This is a genomic window from Dysgonomonas sp. GY75 (genome assembly GCF_015234155.1).
GTDB classification, from domain to species: Bacteria; Bacteroidota; Bacteroidia; order Bacteroidales; family Dysgonomonadaceae; genus Dysgonomonas; species Dysgonomonas gadei.
In genome coordinates, this window is record NZ_JADCLQ010000036.1 from 57,867 (window position 1) to 82,388 (window position 24,522).

Consider the following 24,522-nt stretch of genomic DNA (forward strand, 5'->3'; position numbering starts at 1 on the left):
AAGCAGCGATTTGATACAGATTGTACCGAATCTTGTATCTTTGCACCAATTTTAAATAATAATACAGGAAATGAGAATTTTGATACTTGGAGCCGGAAAGATGGGTTCTTTCTTCGGCGATGTGCTTAGCTTCGACCACGAGCTTGCTGTATTTGATATTGATCCGCAAAAGCTGAGATTTATATACAATACCGTGAGGATGAGTGATCCAAAAGAAATTGCGGATTTCGATCCAGAACTTGTTATCAATGCTGCTACAGTTAAATATACGATAGATGCATTCAAAACGGTACTGCCATACATCAGCAAAGATTGCATCATCTCGGACATAGCATCTGTAAAAACAGGATTAAAAGAGTTTTATGCAACTGTGGAACAGCCTTTTGCTTCATCTCATCCTATGTTCGGCCCTACATTTGCCGACCTGCGCAACCTGAGTACACAAAGTGCAATCGTGATCTCGGAATCGAGCGAAGCTGGAAAGAAATTTTTCCTTGATCTATATAAAAGTCTGAATTTAAGAGTATTTGAATATACGTTTGAAGAACATGACGAAACAATCGCTTACTCTTTGTCTATACCTTTTGCATCCACCCTTGTTTTCACATCGGTAATGAAACATCAGGAAGCACCGGGTACAACATTCAAACGACATATGGATATTGCTAAAGGTTTGCTCTCGGAAGACGATTATTTACTTACGGAAATCTTATTCAACCCATATACACCTGCTCAGGTCGAAGGTATCCGTAAGGAGTTGAAGAACCTTCTGGAAATAATAGAAAAGAAGGATAGTACGGCCATGCTCGACTTCCTGACCAAGGCTAGAAAGAATATAGCAGAAAAGGAATAATTAATGAGAAAACAATATGAGCTGCATCTTGAGAAATCAGGGTGCAGTTTTTCGTTTCAATCTATACCGGTAATATTGCAATGCATTCAGTAATACCGATGTAACCATCAGTATTTCGAACGGATAGCTGAACCGTGAATTTGTCCCGTATGTAGCAAAAGCCTGAAGGAGCGAAGCAAATAATATAATCAAGGATATAATTGCTTCGGGCGTCAACTTCCTTCTGCGTATAGCAACTACAATATTGTAAGGGATAAGTAATACAAAAAGAATTTTCACCAGTTGCAGAACAATACGCCCCGCATAGCACACATACATAACTACAATATGCGACTCGGGTACAGAGAAACTATAAACCTCCCAATAAAGCGAGGTTTTCCAAAAATCGCGCCACGAGACAAGTACCTGTTCAAGATAAAGCCCCGGATTCTTTTTAATAGTAGCAATACTGTAATCGTACATTTTTTTTGACAAATCGGGGAATGATAAACCTGTGCGGGCTTTCAGCTCGGGATAGGCCTCCCAGATAGTCATAGCGATTTCTTTATCTTTAGGGTTTTCGTATCTGTATCTCACATATACATTTCCGATTTCCCTGTATTCTTCAGTCGTATTATCTGCAAACCATACACAATTCTGCGCAATATTGAAACCATAGAAAGTAGAAGAAACGAAAAGACCTGTGTTCAGTTTATTTACATAAGACCATCCTAAAAAGACAAATAGAGGTATCAGTAACGTCAAAGCATATTTACGGGTTATAATCTTCAGAGAACTATGATTGTGCAGTACCAGTATTATGAACAAGAGGATAGCCAGATAGACATAAAACATCTTTATCAGCACAAGGTAGCCACAGAGCAGAGACAGCCATAAATAGTTTTTCGAACTGCTTTCCTTATCCTTTATAATACTAAAAAACACATAAAATATAAGCGTGACAACCAGCAATATAAACGTCTCGGTAAGTATAGCGAATTCAAAGAAAACCGAAGGTAGGTAAGTTGTTCCGAAAAGGGTCATTACCAATGCAATCCTTTTCTCCACATCCATCAGCAATAAGGTCTTATAGCCTGCCACAAGTGTACAGACACCCATTACCAACTGGAATATAACCGTTACCAGATCAGACAAACCGGAAAAGCAAAGCAACAGCGGATAGCCGGGCGGCCTCTCACCTTCGTATCCGGCAAGATTTAAACTAAGAATGCGTTCTGCCAATACCTTGTAATCTTCGCTGTCAGGATATAATGTAATATGCCCGTAAAGGATAGCTATCAATAAACGGACAAATACCGCAACAATAACAATCGTTTTTACGGGGTGATTGATACACCACAGCCATATTTTAGTTGTTGATTCCAAATTATCTGACTTTAAATAACAGACCGGTATGATTATAACTAACAGGGCCTGATTATGTTCGCCAAGATATTAATATTTTGTGAAAACATTCCCATTAAAACTTTAATACTTTATATCTTTACAGACACAATTTTTATAAACATGGCAATAGTACTTATATCGTGGTTCATAATTTTCTTTGTATTATTCACTGCCGGAGATTTTTTTATTTCCATATATAATCTGATTTGCAAGAGAAAAGAAGTATATTCGGTTCCCGATACAATTCTATTCGGCCTGTTTTTTACAATCATACCTCTCTCTATCACCTCTTTCTTTATCCCTTCCAATCATTATATCTTGTTCGCCTGTATTGCATTATGCATAGGATACTGGATTTGGAAAAGAGAAAGAATAAGTCTGTTATTACAGAAATTGAAAGAAATTAGTAATCTGGCCTTCTATCAAAAAGTTTTACTCGCATTTCTCTTTTTATCCTTTATCTTAATTGCTGTGTGGGCACCAAACGGTTTCGACGCTATGTCGTACCATTATGCGAATATCCGCTGGAATGAAGAATATCCCGTAACGCCGGGCATAGCAAACCTTGAAGACCGTTTCGGATTCAATTCCAACCTGTTTTTGCTGGATGCCATTTTCACACTCAGGCTTTTTCTCGGTTATCCGGTTTATACTGTCCAGTCATTAATCGCCATTCTCATATTCTCGTGGATACTCTTAGAGGTTTTCAGGTCAAAATTTGAATTGAAACGGGTAATCCTTTTTATCGTATCAGTCGTTTATTTCTATTATGAACATAGGGGCATAAGCGATACATCGACCGATATAATCCCCGGACTGGTTACGTTTTATCTGGTTGTCAAAATCATTTTATATCCTGAATCTTTCAGGCAAAACTATTTACTATATATCTTCGTTCCTGTTGCTCTGGCCGGATTCAAACTGTCGGCCGCACCGGTTGCCCTGCTCAGTATTTTCCTTGCTATTGCTGTTATCCGTCAAAAAGAATACAAGCCGTTAATCTTTATCACCTCCCTTCTATTCTTATATTTTGTTTTGTGGATGGCACGGACTGTAATTATATCGGGTTACCTCATATACCCTCTTCACGAAATTAACCTTTTCGCTTTCGACTGGCAGGTACCTGTGGAGACTGCGGTCAAACAACGTTTCCTTATCGGCTATTATGCAAACGAATACATGGCAGAGGCTTTCCGAAACGGGATAGCAGTACACAACAAATATTATATAATACTTTCATTTATCTATTTGCTTACCGCATCATCTGTCGTCGTCTCCTTATACACAACCTTTAAAAGCAGGAATACAATATACAAATATGTACTGGCAACCCTGACACTCTGCTTGTGTTACTGGTTCTTTTTTGCGCACGATTTCCGTTTTGGCAGCGGCTATGTATTCGCGGCCATATTTACAGGGGCAGCATGTCTATTGGGAAAAAAAATATATTTCTTTCCTCGCTTAAGCATTGCTTCTATATCCTTACTGATCTTGTGGATGACTGTCTTTTCTTTTCGTTCAGCGTCCTATTACGACGAATGTCTGAAGGATCAGCTGGATGTGACTGAAAAGAGCAAACGCATAACAAGAATATTGTTGCATCCCTACTCTGCCAAAGATAAAATGGCCGCGTTAAAAGAAAACGAAGCTGCGGATGAAGACTTTTCGATAAAACAGCATAAGTTGAATAATTCGGTCTCCATCGGCATCAGCACCTACCCCAGTGGCTGGTATGGCGACAACATTCCTTGTATAGCCAATAAGGAAGGTACGCCGGATTTCTGGACAATCCCGGATATCAGGTGGATAGAAGCAAGAGGAAATTCAATAAAAAATGGGTTCAGAAGGAAAAGGGAATTTATAAATAAATGATTAATTTTACCCTCAATTTCACGAACTTTTTATTCTCTGAGTTTTTATAAATCTAAATCAATAATCCGATGTTCGACAACGAAAAAAGGGCTTTTATCGCCATATCACAAGATGCAGAGGTTTGTCTGGTTCCTAAGATGGCAAACCGTCACGGGCTTATTACCGGAGCCACCGGAACAGGGAAAACCGTTACCCTGCAAACATTGGCGGAGACATTCAGTAAAATGGGCGTACCTGTTTTTGCCGCCGACGTAAAAGGTGACCTGTCGGGTGTAGCCGCCACTGGAGGCAACAAGGATAGCGTAGTACAGCGCGTAGAGTCGTATCATCTGGCTGGCAAAGGATTTGAATTTCAGGCATTCCCCGTACAGTTCTGGGATGTATTCGGTGAACAGGGAACTCCTATCAGAGCTACAGTAGCCGATATGGGACCATTGCTGCTCAGCCGCCTGCTTTCGCTGAACGACACTCAATCTGCCGTTCTGACCATTATATTTAAGATAGCAAAAGACGAGTCTCTGGCGATAATTGATCTCAAAGATTTACAAAAACTACTCCAATATGTAGGCGATAATTCCAATAAATATACAACAGCATACGGAAATATATCGACAGCCAGTATCGGAGCCATACAGCGTGGATTAATAACGCTTGAGCATGATGGAGCAGACCAGTTTTTTGGCGAGCCTAACCTCAATATCGACGACCTGATACAAACAGAGGGAGAAAAAGGAGTAATCAATATCCTTGCGTCGGACAAGCTGATGAATTCTCCGAGGGTGTATACAACCTTCCTGATGTGGCTGATGACAAAACTGTTTGAAGTAATGCCGGAGGTAGGAGACCCTGATAAACCGAAAATGGTTTTCTTCTTCGATGAGGCCCATTTACTATTCACTGATGCGCCAAAAGCATTATTGGAAAAGATAGAGCAGGTCGTACGGCTTATCCGTTCGAAAGGGATAGGTATATATTTCATTTCCCAGACTCCTGCCGATATACCCGATTCTGTTTTGGGGCAACTGGGAAACCGTGTACAGCATGCACTCAGGGCATATACACCGAAAGACCAGAAAGCCGTAAAAGTAGCAGCACAAACATTTCGTGCCAATCCGAAATTCGATACGGAAACCGCTATCTCCGAACTGGGAACGGGTGAAGCATTAGTCTCTGTCCTCGATGAAAAGGGACGGCCAAATCAAGTGGAAAGAGCCTATATATTGCCTCCGGAAGGACAGATAGGCCCATTAGATGCAGATGTAAGAAAGAAAATGATAGCCGGTTCATTGCTTTACAGGCATTATGCACAGGTACAGGACAGGCAATCGGCCTACGAAATCCTTACCGAACGCCTGCAAGGCACATTGAGCGAAAAGGAACAGGCAGCACAAGAAAAAGCCGATGCCAAAGCTCAAAAAGAACAGGAAAAAATACAGAAAGAACAAGCAAAAATAGAACGTCAGGAAGCAGTGCAAAAAAAGAAATTCTGGGGAGCAATAGCAACTACGGTTGTAGTTCCATTGGCAAAGCAGGTTATTAACGCCTTCTTCAAAGGTTCAAAGAAAAGATAAAAAACAGATTGATGCAATTATTACAACCTCAGCACTGGATCGATTACGAACTGATCGACTCGGGAGAATATGAAAAGTTGGAGAGATTCGGCAAATACATTATACGCCGCCCCGAACCGCAAGCCGTATGGCGTAAATCATTACCGGAAAAAGAATGGGAGGATATACCGGATGCCATCTTCAGGAGGGAGAAAGGAAAAACTTCCCAGGATGGTAATGACAAGGGTGTATGGACTCAAAAAAAAGGAATGCCTGACCAGTGGTTCATCAATTATAAATATAAGGGAATGAACCTTAAATTCAGATTGGGACTAACCTCTTTCAAGCATGTCGGCATATTTCCCGAACAGGCCGAAAACTGGAATTTCATCTACGATACGATCAATGAAATAAAAGCAGAGGAACCTAAAATTCTCAATCTCTTCGCATATACGGGCGGAGCCTCTATCGCTGCTAAAAGCGCAGGAGCAGATGTAACACATGTGGATTCGGTGAGGCAGGTAATTACATGGTCGCGTGAGAATATGGAAGCTTCGGGACTGGACAATATCCGCTGGATAGTGGAAGATGCCCTTAAATTTTGTCGCAGAGAGGTAAAACGCGAAAAGAAATACAATGGTATAATCCTCGACCCTCCCGCTTATGGACGGGGACCTGACGGTGAAAAATGGATATTGGAAGAGAATATTGCCGAACTGATGGAGCTATGCCGTGAACTATTGGCTGAGAAAGATTCGTTCCTTATACTCAATCTCTACTCGATGGGATTCTCGGCTGTCATTGCTGAAAATCTGATAAAGGATTATTTTCCGGATGTAAAAAATTGCCAGTTCGGAGAACTTATTGTTCCGGAAAAATCGGGTAAGAATCTTCCGCTTAGTGTGTATGCCCGTTTCAAGAAGTAAGTGATGAAAATATCGATCTATGATCTTTCAAAGAACCAGATTACCATACTTAAAGGGCTTGGTATGATAATTATAGTTCTGCACAACTTTCTGCACTGGACAAACAAAATAGGTGAAAATGAGTTCTCTTTCGATCCCGGTCGTATATTCAGGTTTATAGATGCCGTTATTCATTACGATGCGTGGTTAATTATAGGAGGTAGTTTTTCTTTCTGGGGATTCCTTGGTATTGAAGTATTCATCTTTGCCAGCGCCTATGGTTTGACTAAGCAATTTCTGAAGAAAAAACCCGCATCATACAAATCATACATTGTACCGAAGTTGATAAAGATATACGGTCTGATTATAATAGGCCTCGTCTGCTACTTCATGTTGATGTATCGTTTCAATCCGGCAACCACAGACCGTTTTCCCGAATTTGTAATATCGTCTCTGCTATTATATAATAACTTCTCTTTCGATATGATTTTTTCGTATCCTTACATAGGCCCATGGTGGTATTTCAGCTTTATTATTCAATTATATCTGATCTTTCCCCTACTCTACTTCATAATAGATAAGTATAAAAAAAGGGGATTGTATATTATGTTTGCTATCAGTTGTATTCTGATATATGCGTTGTTACCTGTTTGCAATAAATTAAATATACCCCTCTTTGCCAATTTCATTGGGCATTTACCGGAATTTATTCTTGCTATTGGTTTTGCCATGTATAAAGACTGGTATATCGATTATAAAACGGTATTGCCTGCTCTCTGCATATTTATACTGTCATGGTTTTCCGAATACTTTTTTCCGTTGAGCTTTGTATCGGCAACTATTCTGATAATTTATTCTTGCTATCCTATATATAATTGTTCTTGGAAAATTATACAAAAGCCGCTCTTATTTGTTGGAGGCATCAGTATGTTTATGTTCCTTATCAATGGCCCTTTACGTGCTTACAGCCTCAGGTATATGTACGGAAAGGAACAACCCGAAATATTATTACTGACACTTATTCATTTGTTGATAACAATAGTTATATCATTTGTTATCAGTATATTTTATAACAACATGATCTCTCCCCATCTTAACAGATTGATAAAGAAGGTGAAATAATAATGGAAAGAAGAAAAAGTATCGGCGACCTTTGCGATTTTTGATATCATGTCAAAAAAAGTAGTAACTTCGGCTTGATTTTATGGAAAAATAAAACAAACACACAAACTTTCCGTTATATATAGATATACAAACAGAACAAATTACGAAAAATCAATAAATTATGAAGAAAGTATTAACCATTATTGGCGTAGTATTGGTAGTCATTATAATAGCAATGATATCGATACCTTTTTTGTTTAAGGACAAAATTAAAACCGCAGTACTGAATGTTGCCAACGAGCAACTGAATGCCAAAGTAGACATTAAAGACTTTGGTCTCAATTTATTCTCAAATTTCCCCAATGCCACATTATCTCTCGAAGATGCAAGTATTACAGGTATCGGTGATTTCGAGAAAGACACGCTAATACAGGCTAAATCGGGTAGTGTAACAATTGATTTGATGAGCCTCTTTGGAAATAACTACAATATTTCCAGAATCAATCTGGACAGGGCTTCCGTATATGCGAAAGTGCTGGCCGACGGGCGTACCAATTATGATATAATGAAAACGGATTCCACTGCGACCGGCACCGAAGCAGAAAACAGCACTCCGTTTAACCTGAATCTGAAAAGAATTACAGTGAATGACTGTAACATTGTTTATCAGAACGATTCTACAAAGATGAAACTCGTGCTCAATAAATGGAGCGGTGAAATCTCCGGTGATTTTTCTGCCAGTGAAACAACGATAAAAACGACGTCCGAGATCAGTGAAATTTCCTTTTACATGGATGGTATCCCTTACCTGAATAAAGTAAAAGGAAATGCGGATGCAACCATTAACGCGAATTTCGACAATATGAAATTCACATTCGACAAGAGTGAAATCAGGATAAATGAGTTGAAAGCCTCTATCGACGGATGGTTTACGATGCAAGGCAAGAACTATGAGGATATGGACTTCGACCTGAAACTGAATGCTCCCGACACGCAATTCAAAGATATACTCTCCCTTGTTCCGGCCATGTACACAGCCGACTTCAAAGATGTGAAAACATCGGGCACAGCAACCCTCGATGCCTATATCAAAGGGCTTTGGCAAGGAGAAAATTACCCTGCTTTCGATGTGAAGATAGGTGTAAACAATGCTATGTTCCAATATCCGTCATTACCTAAATCGGTGAACGACATCAATGTTGCTGTGGATATAAACAGTAAAGGCGGTTCGTTGGATAATATGATCATTGACATCAGCAAATTCAGCTTCAATCTGGGAGGAAATCCGTTCAGCGGAAACCTGAATATTACCACTCCTATGAGTGACCCTAACCTGAAAGCGCATGCCAACGGTACAATCAATCTGGGTATGATAAAGGAAGTATATCCTCTGGAAAAAGGCACGGAACTGAACGGTATAATCACAGCCAACATCAATCTGGCAACAAGAATGTCGGCTATAGAAAAAGAACAATACGAAAATGTATCGGCAACCGGAAAACTGGAACTGAACAATATGGCATATAAAGCTACCGATATGCCTGAAGTATTGATAAACAATGCATCCCTCGAGTTTACCCCACGTTATGTAAACCTTCCTTCGCTGGAAGTAAAAATCGGCAAGAACGATATCTCGGCAAACGGCCGTCTGGAAAACTTTATCGCATATGCGCTGAAAGATCAGACACTGAAAGGCCAGTTGAATATAAAATCGAATTACCTGAACGCTAACGATTTCATCAGCAGTGAAACGTCCGGCACAGCCGCATCTGATACCACATCGGCGACATCGGAAGACATCATTATCCCTAAGAATATAGATTTCACGCTGAGCGCTGTCCTTAACCAGATTGTATATGGTAAAATGAACATTACAAATATGGCAGGGAATATGACTATAAGAAACGGCATATTGACTTTGAATAATGTAGGTGCTAATGCTTTAGGTGGTTCCGCAAAAGTAAGCGGGTCATACAATACGTCCGACCCTAAAACACCAAAGGTCGACTTTGACATCGCATTGTCGAAAGTATCATTTGCAGAAACATTCAAATCAGTAGAATCAATACAGAAATTCGCTCCTATCTTTGAAAGCCTGATTGGTACATATTCCATGAATCTGAAATTTAATACATCACTGGGACAATCCATCATGCAAACCCTTGCTGGCCTTACCGGTAGCGGCGCATTGCAGACAAGCGATGTAAAGGTAGAGAATGTAGCTGCACTTACAGCCCTTTCATCTGCGCTGAAAACCGACGCGCTAAAATCTATATCACCGAAGGATCTGAACCTTCCCTTCAATATCGATAACGGACAGATTATTACCAAGCCATTCAATATAAATATCGGCAACGGAGGTATGATGAAACTGGAAGGTTCTACCGGACTCGACCAGAGTATCAATTACAAAGGAACTGTAACCCTGCCCAAATCATTGGCTAATAATTATATCAACAATGTGCCTATCACTATCGGCGGTACCTTCTCCAGTCCTAAAATCGGAGTGGACACCAAAGCTCTGGCAACCGATGCCGCATCGTCAATTGTCAGCGGTCTGCTTGGCGGAAAGAATAGTGACGGTACTGCAACTTCTTTGTCGGATGAAAAAGCTAAACAGATAGAAAAAATCAGGGCTGAAGCAGACAATACGGCTAAGAAGCTCGTTGAAGAAGCTCAAAAGCAATCAGATAATCTGGTAGCTAAAGCCGGCAGCAACGCCCTTGCAAAAGTTGCAGCAAAAGCCGCAGGTAAAAAACTGGTGGATGAGGCCGAGAAACAGGCTCAAAACCTAAGGAACAAAGCCGAAGAGCAAATCAAGAAGATTGAAGGCGAAACGGCTGCGGCTACAGAATAAAAACAGAATATATATCTTGCTCAGAGAGGTGCTTTAGTAATTGCTAAAGCGCCTCTTTTTGTTATGAAATACCCAAATGTTTATCTATACTATTTTTTCAGGAGGTATAAGAAAATAATTATTAATTGTTCATTCATAATTATTAATTGGTTTCTTGTTACGTTTGTTACCTTTTAACTATAAATTGCAAATATAGGTTAATAGTAAGCGGTCTTTGAAATGATTATTGTTAAGGAAGAAGAGAAAAGGTTATAGTTGAGAAGACAGAAAGAGTGTTACCTTTGTTACCTTTTCAAAGTAGTAAGTATTGAGTAATAAGTTGAAAGTTATATAAGATACGAGTAGACGAGTTATTAACTGATGACTGTTCACTGACGAGATGCTTCACTCTATTCAGCATGACAAGCTAATTATTAATTTTTCATTATTCATTCTTAATTGCTTTCCCTGTTACCTCTGTTACTTTTCATCTATATATGATTAACAGATGCAAAAATGACAAGGTATAAATAATGAAAAAACTGTCAGAAGTGTCAGGTTTTAACTAAATACCCCGGCTAGCGCGGACTTCCGGTGTCTGTTGCACAACTGAAAAGGGAAGTCTGCGCGAGCGAGGGACAAGATAATTATTAATTTTTCATTCTTAATTATTAATTGGTTTCTGTGTTACCTTTGTTACCTTTTTTATCCGGATTCGATTTGCTACATAAAAATTCCAGAAAAATATACACGCTGAATTTATGGAATCGTCAATAAAAATATATCTATCCAATAAACACAAATTATTAACTCAATACAGATAGATTATGAAAACATCAGCAATCGGATTGATTATTTTATCAGGTATATTTATGTTCTCGTGTAATACGAAGACTAAAACAGAATCTCCAAATGAGCAATACACTGTAATAGAAACACAACCCGAACAGTTAACAGAATTAACTCCACCGTCACCACCGATGACAGTCCAACAAAAGTTTGTCCCTCCTACGATAAGTAAGGACGAAGCAGTAAGTAATGATTATATGCTTAGCCAAAACGAAATTCAGGAATCTCAAATGCAAATTTCAGTAGCTGATGTAAAAGGTTCAGACGATAAGCAAGCTGCTGATATTGCCGAACTAAGGGAACACAAAGCGATCGTTGCAGAGGTCCCGGTCGCAAAACCCTTTATTATGGCTGAATCACCTCGCTACGACAGACAGCGCAACGAAGAATACAGCCAGTTTACGGAAAATAAGTTCAAGATGGCAAGAGAAGAACCTCTCTCTACCTTCTCCGTAGACGTAGATGCCGCATCGTACAGTAATATGCGGAGGTTTATAAACAGGGGGGAATTGCCTTATAAAGACGCAGTCCGCATTGAGGAACTTATCAACTATTTTAGTTATGATTATGCCGAACCTGCCGGAAATGATCCTGTAAGAATAACTACCGAAGTGGGTTCTTGCCCGTGGAATTCTCAAAACCGTCTGGTGAAAGTGGGTTTAAAAGCCAAGAGTCTGGCTTCGGACAATCTGCCTGCATCCAACTTTGTATTCCTGATAGATGTTTCTGGCTCGATGAGCGGCCCTACCCGCCTCGACCTGGTGAAATCGTCCCTGAAGCTGTTGGTGAATAACCTCCGGAAGAAAGACCGTGTAGCCATTGTTGTCTACGCAAGTTCTACGGGTGAAGTACTGCCATCCACATCGGGAGAGAATAAGCAAAAGATAAAAGAAGCGCTTAATAACCTTTCGGCAGGAGGCTCTACCGCCGGAGGCGCAGGTATTCAGCTTGCTTATAAAATAGCAAAGCAGAACTTTATAAAAGGAGGGAACAATCGCATCATCCTTTGTACCGACGGCGACTTCAATGTAGGTGTGTCAAGTAACGAGGGATTACAGAGGCTGATAGAAAACGAACGAAAAACGGGTGTATTCCTTTCTATCCTCGGTTATGGCATGGGTAACTATAAAGACAGCAAAATGCAGACACTGGCACAGGCCGGGAACGGAAACCATGCTTATATTGACAATCTACAGGAAGCTAATAAAGTATTGGTAAATGAATTCGGGGCAACAATGTACACTGTAGCCAAAGATGTAAAACTACAAATAGAATTCAATCCGAACAGAGTGCAGGCATACCGTCTTGTTGGCTATGAAACCCGGATGCTGAACAAAGAGGATTTCAATGACGATACAAAGGATGCAGGAGAAATGGGTGCGGGACATACCGTAACGGCTTTCTATGAAGTGGTACCGGTGGGTGTAAAAATGAATATGCAGGGAAACGTAGACCCGTTGAAATATCAAACCGAAGCGAAAAATCCGATACAGAAACGGCTTGGAGAAAGTATGCATCCCGATTTGCTGACTGTGAAACTAAGGTATAAGCAACCGAATGGCAGTACCAGCAAGAAGATTGAAGTACCGCTAATAGATAGTAATACAAATGAAGTATCGGATGATTTCCGTTTTGCCGCGGCTGTTGCGATGTTCGGGCAGGTAATGAAAGACTCGGAATATAAAGGAGAAGGAACATTTGACAAAGCCATTGAATTAGCACAATCTGGCTATGGAAACGATTCGCAAGGGTATAGGCGGGAATTTGTGCGGCTGATGGAAACTGCAAAAGGCTTAACTAGAAATTAAGGAGGAGGATGTCCTCGCTAAACTACTTATTACTAACTGAAAGCAAGAGAGGATGCAACCACACGGAAGCATCCTCTCTCTTATATATTTCATACCGGATTACCAGATATCCGCACGTTTTTCTTTTGGTATAAACAACGAATCTTTCTCTGTGATACCGAATGCATCATACCATGCATTGATATGAGGAAGAGTACCATTTACACGCCATTTTCCCAATGAGTGAGGGTCCATTTTGGTGCGGCGGAGAATTTCCTCGTCACGGATATTGCCAGCCCATACACCTGCATAAGAAAGGAAGAAACGCTGAGCCGGAGTGAAACCGTCAATATCTTTACCAGCTTTGGCTTCATCCGTTTTCTCAAATGCGTTGTATGCAATCTGAAGACCACCGAAGTCACCGATATTTTCACCCAGAGTAAATTCTCCATTGGCGAATACACCCGGTAGAACTTCTATTTTATTGAAATGTTGAACAAGCACCTGTGCTCTTTCAGTAAACTTCTTGGAGTCGTCTGCTGTCCACCAGTTTGCAAGATTACCGACTTTATCGTACTGGCTGCCCTGATCATCGAAGCCGTGAGACATTTCGTGACCGATAACAACGCCGATTGCCCCGTAGTTTACCGCATCATCAGCACCCAGATAGAAGAACGGTGGTTGCAAAATACCGGCAGGGAAACAGATTTCGTTAGTTGTAGGATTATAGTATGCATTCACCATTTGCGGCGGCATATGCCATTCTTCCTTATCCACAGGCTTGTTGATCTTCTTAATCATCTCGTTGTAAGAGAACTGTTCAGCTCTGACCATATTGGCCCAATAGCTTTCGTCTTTCTTGATTTCGAGGGATGTATAATCTTTCCATTTGTCAGGATAGCCGATCTTCACATTGAAGGCATTCAGTTTTTCCTGAGCTTTCTCCTTGGTTTCAGGGCTCATCCATGTGAGGTTGTTGATACGCTCACCCAAAGTCACTTGCAGGTTTTTCACCAGTTTCACCATTCTCTCTTTGGCTTCGGCAGGGAAATACTTCGCCACATACATTTGTCCTACAGCTTCGCTTAATGCACCGTCGACAGTGCTTACCGTACGTTTCCAGCGGGGTTGTAATGCCTTACGGCCACTTAGTTGCTTACCATAGAAGTCAAAATTGGCATTTACGAAGTTATCGCTCAGATACGAAGCCGCAGCATCGATCACACACCAAGAAAGATATGCTTTCGACTCTTCAAGAGGCAGTGTCTGAATAAGTTTTACGGCTGTAGCAACCGGTTTTACCTGAGCCACATTGATCTCAGTAAAGTCTTTCGCGTCGGCAGCGTCGAAAAATGCTTTCCAGTCGAAGTTGGCAACGGATTTGTTCAGTTCATCAACTTTCATCTTATGATAGTTCAGTTCAGGTTTTCTGGTATCCTCTTTCTTGAAGTGGTCCTGAGCCAAAGCCGTTTCTATTTTAAGAACTGCACCGGCAGCTTTCACCGCATCGGCTTCTGCATACCCTGCATTTACAAACTGTATCCGGATCAGATCGCTATATCCTTTACGGATAGCAACAGAAGTAGAATCGGTAGCAACATAATATTCACGTTCGCCAAGACCAAGTCCACCCTGATATAGCTGAACGATATTCATCGCACTGTTCTTATCGTCAGCACCCACATAAAGAGCAAGGAAAGGGGAGCTTGCATATTTCCTCAATTCACCGGATAATTTAATGATATCCGCTGTGCTGGCTGCTTTGTTAATCGCATCAAGCTGCTGTTGAATAGGTTTTGCCCCATCTGCATTGAGTTTTGCACTATCCATACCGATAGCGAACAAGTCTCCGATCTTTTGCTCTACAGAACCTTGTTTATGCTCTGTCTTTCCCAGGTCTTCAATCAGACCTTTTACTTGTTTCTGATTCTCTTCTGCCAGCTGGTCGAAAGAGCCGTAACGGGCATATTCATCCTTCATCGGATTGGCTTTTGCCCATCCTCCTGTAGCATACTGATAAAAATCGTTGCCGGGGATAGCTGTAGTATCCAGATTGGCAATGTCAAAGTTTTTCACTTCCACGTTCGTCTGAGTATTTGTCTTGTCTTTGCAACTGACGGAAGCAAAGGCGAGAACAGCAATTGGTAAATAGTAGATTGTTCTCATTTGTTATAAATTAATAGATATATGATTCTAATTGTTCTTTCCAAACGGCATAGCCTGCATCATTCAGATGAAGCCCGTCGCCCGTATATCCGGCATTCAGCAATCGTTTCTTTGCAAGGAAAAAGGGGTACAGGTCTATAAATGGAATGGATTCCTCTTTGCAAAACCTGCGTATCTCTTTATTCAGGTCTTCGATTTGTTTTTCCTTTCCCTTCATCCGTTCATATATACACACATCCTTATTCATCGGCAGCACACTCTGTACAAATATCTGTGTATCGGGACTTCCACTTTTTATCTGATAAATGAGGGATTTGATGCCGACCATTATCTTTTCATTTGGGCGGCCTAACGAAATATCATTGATACCTGCCATTAGAAAGAGTTTCATGGGTTTGGCATCGATTATCTCGCGGAGGCGTCCCAGCATACCGAACACATTATCACCGGCAATACCCCGGTTTGCGATATTCATTCCGGGAAAGTATTCTTCCCATTTCCCTGCTTGGGTAAGGCTGTTGCCAAGAAAAACAATCTGTCCTTCTTTCAGGGGATTCGCTTTAAACACAGCCATCCGGTCTATATAAATCTGATTACCCAAAATATTCTCTTTTATTTCCTGCCCTATAGCGTGGAACGAAAGTAATAACAAGGATGCCAGTAATATGGTTCTCATATTTGAAGAATTTGTATAGGGTTAGTTATTATTCATATTCTCCAATTCCACTGTCAGTTCCTCCCAGTGTTTCATATCATCCTGTAAATCCTTCGTCAGTTGTCCATGCTTTTCGAATAGCGATGCATCGGCAGCGCCTTCCGGAGAGGTTAACTTAACTTCTATTTCAGCTATATGGCTTTCCTTTTTTTCGATAAGTTGCTCTAACTCCGATATCTGTTTCTCCACACGCTTAATCTGCCGGCTTAGTTCCTTACGTTCTTCATAAGATAGTTTATTGACAGGTTCAGACTCTGGCATACTTTCTGTCTTCGCAGTTGACGGCACAGCAGTTGACACTTCCAGTTCTTTAAGGCTATCCATCTTTTTTCGTTGCAGGAATTCATAAATTCCTCCAAGATGCTCTTTCACCTGCTGATTGCCAAACTCATATACCTTATCCACCAAGCCATTCAGGAAATCACGGTCATGCGATACAACAATCACAGTACCCTCAAATTCCCTCAATGCATCTTTCAGTACATCTTTCGATTTCATATCGAGGTGGTTGGTAGGCTCATCCAAAATTAGCAGGTTTACAGGTTCGAGCAGCAAGCGGATCATTGCCAGACGGCTACGTTCTCCTCCCGAAAGGACTTTCACCTTCTTATCAGAGGCTTCGCCGCCAAACATAAAAGCGCCAAGTATATCCCGTATTTTAGTACGAATATCGCCGACAGCGACATAGTCTATTGTTTCAAAGACAGTTCTTTCTTCATCCAGCAATTGCGCCTGATTCTGTGCGAAGTATCCGATCTTTACATTATGTCCCAACTCTAATTTTCCTTTAAAGTCGGTTTCACCCATGATACACTTTACGAGTGTAGATTTACCTTCACCGTTCTTACCTACAAAAGCGACTTTGTCTCCCCTGTTGATAGTAAAGGTCACGTCCTTGAATATAAGATGGTTGCCATAGCTTTTCTCCACAGTTTCAGTTATCACGGGATATGAACCGGAACGTGGGGCCGGGGGAAACTTCAGATTCAGCATAGCATTATCTTCATCATCCACCTCGAGCCGCTCTATTTTGTCGAGCTGCTTGATACGCGATTGTACCTGCACGGCTTTCGTAGCCTTATAACGGAAACGTTCGATAAATTCTTCAGTCTTCTGTATCTGTTTCTGCTGATTTTCGAAAGCACGCATCTGATGTTCACGGTGCTCTTTTCGTAATTCTACATATTTGGAATAAGGCGCTTTATAATCATAAATCCTACCAAGGGATATTTCAACAGTCCGCAAAGTAACAGCATCCAGAAAAGCCCTGTCATGCGAAACAAGAATCACTGCATTAGCCCGGTTTGCCAGAAAATTTTCGAGCCATTGGATAGATTCAATATCCAGATGGTTGGTCGGCTCATCTAGGAGTAAAACATCGGGACGCAAAAGTAGTATTTTAGCCAATTCTATACGCATACGCCATCCTCCGCTGAATTCGCTGGTGGGACGGGTAAAATCCGTACGGCTAAAACCTAAGCCCGTCAGAGTCTTCTCTATTTCAGCCTGAAAGTTATTTCCGCCCGACATAAGAAACTGTTCGTTCAGATGGGCTGATTTTTCTATCAAATTGTGATATGCTTCCGATTCGTAATCGGTTCTTTCGGCAAGTTGTTGGTTAACATACTCCAGCTCGGCTTCCATTTTCTGAATATGTTCGAAAGCCAGAGATGCTTCTTCAAAAACCGTATTCCCTTCTTTGAGGGTCATATGCTGTGGCAAATAGCCGATTGTTATATCTTTAGGATATGAGATATTGCCTCGTGTAGGCGGTTGCAATCCTGCAAATATTTTGAGCATGGTAGATTTACCTGCTCCATTTTTTCCTACAAGGGCAATCCTGTCTTTTTTATTCACTACGAACGATATATCGTCAAAGAGGGTAAATCCTCCGAATTCTACCGTAAGTCCTTCTACTGAAATCACAATTAATATATTTTAAATCTATGCAAAAGTAGGGAATTTTGTTGATAGCTAAATAGAAACAAGGCTAAATAAGCAATTTGGGAAAATAAAATTATCTTTGACAAGATAAACATTTATAATATTATGGACTTCAAATTAAGGGAATGGCATAACGATGACTTAGATAGTATGTTCAAGCATGCCAACAATTACAACATAGCCAAATTTCTTACAGATAGGTTTCCGCATCCCTATACCTATGATGATGCAAAAGAATATTTTTCCTCTATTTCAAGGCAATACCCCACTCAGGTCTTTGCAATTTCTATTGACGGCGAAGCTGTGGGGTCAATCGGATTATTCCCTCAAACTGATATCCATGCCAAGAATGCAGAAATGGGCTATTGGTTATCAGAAGAATATTGGGGAAATGGGATAATGCCTGAGGCAATAAAGCAGATTGTGGATTACGGCTTTAAAACATTTGACATAACACGTATCTTCGCTCGTCCATTCGGTACAAATCTTCAATCCCAACGCGTATTGGAAAAAGCCGGCTTTACACTTGAAGCCAGATTTGAAAAAGCCCTATTCAAAAACGGAGTGTTCATTGATGAATTAATATACGCAATAAGAAAAATTTGAAAATAACTCTGAAATAGATTCTCCAATATAAGATTAAGCACCTCCCTCTTCGATAGGACTGATCTGTATTTTCTTATTCATTGTAGAAAACTTCCAACCATATCTTTTATAGAGAAATAATATAAGCAAGGTCCCGGCAATAACCACTTCGATAAGCCCGCCAACCGGATCAACCTCTTTTATACTGAATATCGCATCCGTCTGAAAAGCTGACGAAGCATGCGTTACAAACAGGCTGGCAAATATATTATTTGCAGCATGTATTCCCATAGCCACTTCAATACCATCATCGAGAATACTTACCAGACCTAGTATCAAACCCATAGATAAATAATTAGCCATCATGATGAAAAAGCCAAACTCTTTTACTTCCGGATTAGCTACATGAAGTAAAGCAAAGATTAAAGAAGGGATAATCAGCGCAGTCCAACGGTTTTTAGTCAGATTACCTAATCCCTGAGCCAGATATCCGCGAAAGGCAAGTTCTTCGAAACTCGTCTGAAAAGGAATCAATATAAGCGATATAAAGACTAATGGTATAAATGAAGTTATATCCAATTGAAAAGTAAAAACCGACGGAGATATAAAATACTGGATGACCAAGGGAATTAACATCAATAATGACCAACAAGCAGCTCCTGTAAAAAAACGGGGCCAGCGAACTTTGGGTGTTCCGTTTATAACTTCCTGAAAACTTTGACCGTTTAATAGTTTTATGAAAAATAATAGAATAAAGAATCCTAATACCAGCGGAAATAGCAGTAATACAAATGCAAAGTTGGATGATATCCCCAAGGCTGTGGGGTCAGACATCATAGCCATCCCCGAAACCATATCCCCTCCGTTCTGAATTATTTTGATTACTGCTACAATCATCAAGGGTACAACACCAACAAAACTAGCGAGTATAAAGGAAATAAACAAAACAACAATATATTTCCAAAAACTGTTCCTTTTGTTTAATGCACTTTCAAGATGTTTCATAATATACAGACTTTTTAGTTTACTTATTCTTATTTATATAAGTCGCAATTACCCTGACAGAATCACAAACTTAAATAGTTTTATCTGTATTCTCGCATACCTTCATTCATTTTTGTCATAGATAAAGGAAAGGCTGCATAATGATATAATCACTATGCAGCCTTTCTAACCACTTACATACAGAACTGAATATTATTTAATAAACAGCCCAACCTAAAACAACCTTACCTTAAAAATAACCAAACCAATCTTTTATTTTTTATGCTTAAATAGCCAGGGAACCAATCCTTCTTCAGCGAAAGCATTCACCCAACTGCCATGATTTACGCCTTTATATTCAGTATATTCTACGTCACACCCCAGAGCCTTTAGCCGTGCATAAATATTTCTGGAATTATCTACCGGAACCACCGAATCGTCATCCCCGTGAAAAAGCCATACTGCTGTATGCCTGGCATATAACGGCAATTTACTCAAATCAGTACCTCCACATATAGGGAACGCAGCAGCAAAAGTCCCGGGCATGCGCCACAACATTTCCAGCGTACCCATACCACCCATAGACAGGCCCCCGATATACACTCTGCTCACATCTACTTTACCGGACGACAACCAATCCTGAATAAGCCACATAGCCGTCTTCATCGATTGTGTAGGTTCGTCAGACAGTCCGAAAGTCAGGGTCATCTTATCATCGATCTGATGACGGGCTACATTAGACCAATAATTATTGGCAGGACATTGCGGCACAATAACGATAGCCGGATAGGCTGACTGAAAATGTTCTGATAAGAACTGCTTGCCATGCGTCAGTTGCTTTTGGTTATCATCGCCCCGTTCACCTGCACCATGCAACATTACTACCAATGGATATTGTTTAGTTGCATCATAATTTTCCGGGTACATCACCAGATAAGGCAAGGCATATCCGTTTACCATATACGACGCATTCTTAAACTGGGCAAAGCCATACACAGTACATACAAACAAGATAAAAATGAAGATACTTCTTTTCATACTTATATATTTAATATTAGACTTACAAAGATAACTATAATGCCTCTACCCTAACCCATTGTGAAGTCCCGTTTTCATCAATCGCTTCAATCGCGAAATAATAAGGCTTCGTCTTATCCATTCCGGGATAAAAGATATGATCGCGGATCTGTTTACATTCATGTATTTACTTTTTTGTAAGAAAAACTAAAAGGCCGTACCTGAATACAGCCCCTTAGCTAAAAAAAGAGTATTTATTTTAATGCGGATGATTCAAAACCTAATTTTTTCAATCCTCTTTGCACATCAGGATGACTCATAAAGAGATTCCACAACAGTTGTGAACGGTAATTCTCGATCATAACCGCTATAGGCCCCTGATCGATAGCCAGATAACGTTGCGGATACCAATTATCAGTTTCACTATATGCATCATAAAACCCATATTGTCCCCATACTTTATCTCCCATATTATACAGATTCCTCATTACTTTCATCGATTCTTCCGGTGTGTAAACAATAGAAGATAATGCTGCGGTAGGGGATATTACACCACGATCACCGGCTTCATCCGGTTCGTGGGCAGCATATCCTTTTACGGAATAACTGGCGGTCAATCCCCATGCATCTTCACCATATCCCTTATATCCTTTCGGATTGCGGATACAGTAAACCCGGTTTATCAGTGTATAGTTCTTCATTTCCTGAAAGTAATCGGCATATTCATCTTTCAATCCGGTAGGATTAAGTCCAAGAAAAGAATAATGTGCCCAGAACAAAGGGCCCACTCCGCTATTACTTTGATAACGCATGTTTAATGTATAGCCTTCCAGTTCATGCGGCCCGATGATTTTACCACCTTCGGCCCATCCTTCATGATATACTTCGGCTGGTACGCCATGTGTGGGAGAACAGGCAGCCAGTACATATGTAATCAGACATTCGTTATATCCACGTATAGGAAAGTTCATTTCCCATGAGTGATTGGGACTCCAATGCCAGTATAATACATTTTTACTGTTGCGATGCCAGTTCCAGTCCACATTCTTCCATATTTTATCAATCCGTGCAGCTAATGCCCTTTCGGCATCAGAACCGTCAACATAGTATTGATGCAAGGCTAGTAGTCCTTGTAGCAGGAAAGACGTCTCTACTAAATCACCTCCATTGTCCTTATCACTAAATCCCTGAACTTTTCCGGTCTTACCATTCCACCAATGAGGATAAACCCCGTGGAAGGAATCTGCTTTTTCCAAAAAATCTATAATCCGGGTCATTCGTTCCAGACCTTGTTCACGAGTAACATACCCCCGGTCAATACCTGCAATTATAGCCATTATGCCAAAGCCGCTACCACCGGATGTTACCACATCCTTATCGTGCCTTCCATAATCTCCATCTACATGGAAACGCTCGCGCGCCATCCCGCTGTTTTGCTCGGCTCCATCCCAAAAATACAGGAATGTCCTGCGTTGAACACTATCTAACAACGCCTCATCCGATATCTCTGTTGTATCACTGCCATTAGCAGTTTGATTCGCTGATGGCTTCTGTTTACAACTAACAATACCTGATAAAAGGGCTAATAAGATAAAAGCAAAAAGATGTATCTTTTTCATATTTTTTTCTGTTTAATGACTTAATTCAACGTAAATCGAGCCGATTTAACATCATGACTATTTCCACCGATCATTACATCGAAATCTCCGGGTTCGAATACATAATCAAGATCGTAATTGTAGAACTTCAATAACTCGGGAGTGATCTTAAAACTTACCGTCTTAGACTCTCCTGCCTTGATAAATACTTTTTCGAAACCTTTCAGTTCTTTCACCGGACGGGTAACACTGCCTACGAGGTCGCGAATATACAGCTGTACAACTTCCGCTCCATCTGCTTTCCCTTTATTGGTTACGGTTACACTGGCTGTCAGTTCTCCTTTGGCATCAATAGATGCAGAACTTAATTTCACATCGCTATATTCGAATGTTGTATAACTAAGACCATATCCGAACGGATAAAGCGGATCATTATCTATATCGAGATAGTTGCTACGGAATTTTTCAAACCATTTACCTTCCTGAAGCGGACGACCTGTATTCTTATGATTATAAAATAATGGTATTTGTCCTACATTTTTAGGAAAAGTAGCCACCAGTTTACCGCTTGGGTTTGCATCACCGAATAATACATCGCCTATGGCTTCTGCAGCTTCTGTCCCGCCAAACCAAACATTCAGGATAGCATGCACATTCTCATTCTCCCATGTCAGGTTCAAAGGACGTCCTGTGAATAATACCAATACGACCGGTTTTCCTGTTTTTAGTAATTCCTTCAAAAGAGTTTTTTGTACATCCGGAATATCCAGATTGGTACGGCTGCTTGCCTCACCACTCATCTCCGACGATTCACCGAGAGCAGCAATAATTACATCTGCACTCTTAGCTACATCCAATGCCTCTTTCAGCATTTCTTCATCCGAACGGGTTTCCTTATCTCTATGTAAAGTACGTCCAAACATAGTGGCATTATTCTCATAAACAGGATCGCTTATAAGATGGCTGCCTTTCGCATACACCACTTTTACATTCCCTCCGGCGACAGCCTGTACTCCTTCTACAACTGTTTTGGCTGTATCCAGATTCACAGCCACACTCCATGTACCTGGCATATTGGAACGGGTGTTTGCCAATGGACCTACTACAGCAATAGTGCCTTGTTTTTTTAATGGCAATGTATTATTAGCGTTTTTAAGCAGAACGAAACTTTCCGATGCTATTTTACGGGCAACTGCACGATGTTCGGGAGTATATATTTCTGTTTTTGCCCGATTTACATCACAGTACTTGTAAGGATTGGAAAATAAACCCAGTTTGTATTTGGCCTCCAATACACGGCGGCATGCCTGATCTATTTCGGCCTGAGTAACTTTTCCTTCTCTGAGCGATTTACCTACGGTAGCCAGTCCTTCACTTACCATATCCATGTCTATGCCTGCCTTTAATGCACGAGCCGAAACGGTTTGCAAATCACCTATACCGTGGTCTATCATTTCGCTGATACCTGTATAGTCGGTTACTACAAATCCTTTGAAACCCCATTTGTCGCGCAAAACATCTGTCATCAGCCATTTATTTGCAGTAGCGGGAACCCCGTCCACTTCATTAAATGAAGCCATCACACTACCTACACCTGCATCCACAGCAGCCTGATAAGGATAAAGATATTCATTGAACATACGAATGCGGCTCATATCCACTGTATTATAATCGCGTCCGGCTTCGCCTGCACCATACAAAGCATAGTGCTTCACACAAGCCATGATATTGGAGTTAAGTGTATAAGCCTTATCTCCTACTCCCTGATAACCATGAATCATCGCTTTTGCAATCTGTCCTCCCAGGTAAGGGTCTTCACCGCTCCCTTCCGAGAAACGTCCCCAGCGAGGATCGCGGGAAATATCCACCATAGGGCTGAAAGTCCAGCTGATACCATCCGCACTGGCTTCAATCGCCGCAATGCGGGCCGATTGTCCTATGGCAGCCATATTCCATGTAGCAGCGAGACCTAATGGAATAGGGAAAACAGTCTCGTATCCGTGGATAACATCCATCCCAAAAATCAACGGAATTTTAAGGCGGCTTTCTTCTACGGCTATACGTTGTACATCCCTGATTTTTTCAACACCTTTTATATTGAACAATCCCCCGACTTCTCCTTTCTTGATCTTCTCGGCAATGTTGCTGCTTTTTGCCTGTCCGGTAGTAATATCTCCCGAACTTGGTAGATTGAGCTGTCCGATCTTTTCTTCCAGCGTCATTTTGCCCATCAAGTCATTTATAAACTTATCCATCTTAGGATCCTTAGTCTGCGCCTGTATGCAACCCACAACAGCCATACACGCCAGAAACACCTTTAAAAGTTGTTTCGTCTTCATTTTCCTTAATATATTAATTATAACCTAAACCT

At 40.8% G+C, this 24,522-nt stretch carries 16 protein-coding genes; 8 read left to right on the forward strand and 8 right to left on the reverse strand.

Annotated elements, in window-relative coordinates:
- Nucleotides 1-70 precede the first annotated feature (70 nt).
- Nucleotides 71-853, forward strand: a complete 783-nt coding sequence (locus IR083_RS12785; protein WP_194224604.1) for a prephenate dehydrogenase/arogenate dehydrogenase family protein — start codon at nt 71-73, stop codon at nt 851-853.
- A 36-nt stretch (nt 854-889) separates the two neighbouring features.
- Here the strand turns inward: IR083_RS12785 and IR083_RS12790 are convergent, their stop codons facing one another.
- Nucleotides 890-2,218: a glycosyltransferase family 39 protein gene (locus IR083_RS12790; RefSeq protein WP_194224605.1), complete on the reverse strand. Its 1,329-nt coding sequence runs from the start codon at nt 2,216-2,218 to the stop codon at nt 890-892.
- 141 nt (nt 2,219-2,359) lie between these two features.
- Here IR083_RS12790 and IR083_RS12795 point away from each other — a divergent pair, with 141 nt between their 5' ends.
- The 6 genes from IR083_RS12795 to IR083_RS12820 all read left to right on the forward strand — a co-directional run bounded on the left by IR083_RS12795 (nt 2,360) and on the right by IR083_RS12820 (nt 13,163).
- Entirely contained in the window at nt 2,360-4,111 is a 1,752-nt protein-coding gene (locus IR083_RS12795; RefSeq protein WP_194224606.1) for an LIC_10190 family membrane protein, read from the forward strand.
- A 68-nt stretch (nt 4,112-4,179) separates the two neighbouring features.
- Nucleotides 4,180-5,682 carry a helicase HerA-like domain-containing protein gene (locus tag IR083_RS12800; RefSeq protein WP_194224607.1) on the forward strand — a complete coding sequence of 501 codons (1,503 nt, stop codon included), beginning with the start codon at nt 4,180-4,182 and terminating at the stop codon, nt 5,680-5,682.
- An 11-nt stretch (nt 5,683-5,693) separates the two neighbouring features.
- Nucleotides 5,694-6,587: a class I SAM-dependent methyltransferase gene (locus IR083_RS12805; RefSeq protein WP_194224608.1), complete on the forward strand. Its 894-nt coding sequence runs from the start codon at nt 5,694-5,696 to the stop codon at nt 6,585-6,587.
- A 3-nt stretch (nt 6,588-6,590) separates the two neighbouring features.
- Nucleotides 6,591-7,688, forward strand: coding sequence for an acyltransferase family protein (locus tag IR083_RS12810; RefSeq protein WP_194224609.1), 1,098 nt, complete (start codon nt 6,591-6,593; stop codon nt 7,686-7,688).
- Nucleotides 7,689-7,851: 163 nt separating this feature from the next.
- Nucleotides 7,852-10,527, forward strand: a complete 2,676-nt coding sequence (locus IR083_RS12815) for an AsmA-like C-terminal region-containing protein (protein ID WP_194224610.1) — start codon at nt 7,852-7,854, stop codon at nt 10,525-10,527.
- Nucleotides 10,528-11,333: 806 nt separating this feature from the next.
- On the forward strand, nt 11,334-13,163 hold the full coding sequence (locus IR083_RS12820; protein WP_194224611.1) for a vWA domain-containing protein: 1,830 nt from the start codon (nt 11,334-11,336) through the stop codon (nt 13,161-13,163).
- Between the two features lie 99 nt (nt 13,164-13,262).
- Here the strand turns inward: IR083_RS12820 and IR083_RS12825 are convergent, their stop codons facing one another.
- Genes IR083_RS12825 through IR083_RS12835 form a run of 3 tightly spaced genes read right to left on the reverse strand, consistent with a single transcriptional unit; the run spans nt 13,263 to nt 17,949 of the window.
- Nucleotides 13,263-15,308: a M13 family metallopeptidase gene (locus tag IR083_RS12825; protein ID WP_194224612.1), complete on the reverse strand. Its 2,046-nt coding sequence runs from the start codon at nt 15,306-15,308 to the stop codon at nt 13,263-13,265.
- A gap of 10 nt (nt 15,309-15,318) precedes the next feature.
- On the reverse strand, nt 15,319-15,984 hold the full coding sequence (locus IR083_RS12830; RefSeq protein ID WP_194224613.1) for a GDSL-type esterase/lipase family protein: 666 nt from the start codon (nt 15,982-15,984) through the stop codon (nt 15,319-15,321).
- 21 nt (nt 15,985-16,005) lie between these two features.
- Nucleotides 16,006-17,949, reverse strand: coding sequence for an ABC-F family ATP-binding cassette domain-containing protein (locus IR083_RS12835; protein ID WP_194224614.1), 1,944 nt, complete (start codon nt 17,947-17,949; stop codon nt 16,006-16,008).
- A gap of 123 nt (nt 17,950-18,072) precedes the next feature.
- Here IR083_RS12835 and IR083_RS12840 point away from each other — a divergent pair, with 123 nt between their 5' ends.
- Nucleotides 18,073-18,573 carry a GNAT family N-acetyltransferase gene (locus IR083_RS12840; RefSeq protein WP_194224615.1) on the forward strand — a complete coding sequence of 167 codons (501 nt, stop codon included), beginning with the start codon at nt 18,073-18,075 and terminating at the stop codon, nt 18,571-18,573.
- Nucleotides 18,574-18,606: 33 nt separating this feature from the next.
- On the opposite strand, the gene IR083_RS12845 is transcribed toward IR083_RS12840, so the two are convergent.
- From IR083_RS12845 to bglX, 4 genes are all read right to left on the reverse strand, one after another.
- On the reverse strand, nt 18,607-19,557 hold the full coding sequence (locus IR083_RS12845) for a CPBP family intramembrane glutamic endopeptidase (protein WP_194224616.1): 951 nt from the start codon (nt 19,555-19,557) through the stop codon (nt 18,607-18,609).
- 252 nt (nt 19,558-19,809) lie between these two features.
- On the reverse strand, nt 19,810-20,574 hold the full coding sequence (locus IR083_RS12850) for a dienelactone hydrolase family protein (RefSeq protein WP_006799648.1): 765 nt from the start codon (nt 20,572-20,574) through the stop codon (nt 19,810-19,812).
- A gap of 233 nt (nt 20,575-20,807) precedes the next feature.
- Nucleotides 20,808-22,172 carry a glucoamylase family protein gene (locus tag IR083_RS12855; RefSeq protein WP_194224617.1) on the reverse strand — a complete coding sequence of 455 codons (1,365 nt, stop codon included), beginning with the start codon at nt 22,170-22,172 and terminating at the stop codon, nt 20,808-20,810.
- A gap of 20 nt (nt 22,173-22,192) precedes the next feature.
- Complete coding sequence (gene bglX / locus IR083_RS12860) at nt 22,193-24,490, reverse strand: beta-glucosidase BglX (RefSeq protein ID WP_194224618.1); 2,298 nt, start codon at nt 24,488-24,490, stop codon at nt 22,193-22,195.
- Nucleotides 24,491-24,522 lie beyond the last annotated feature (32 nt).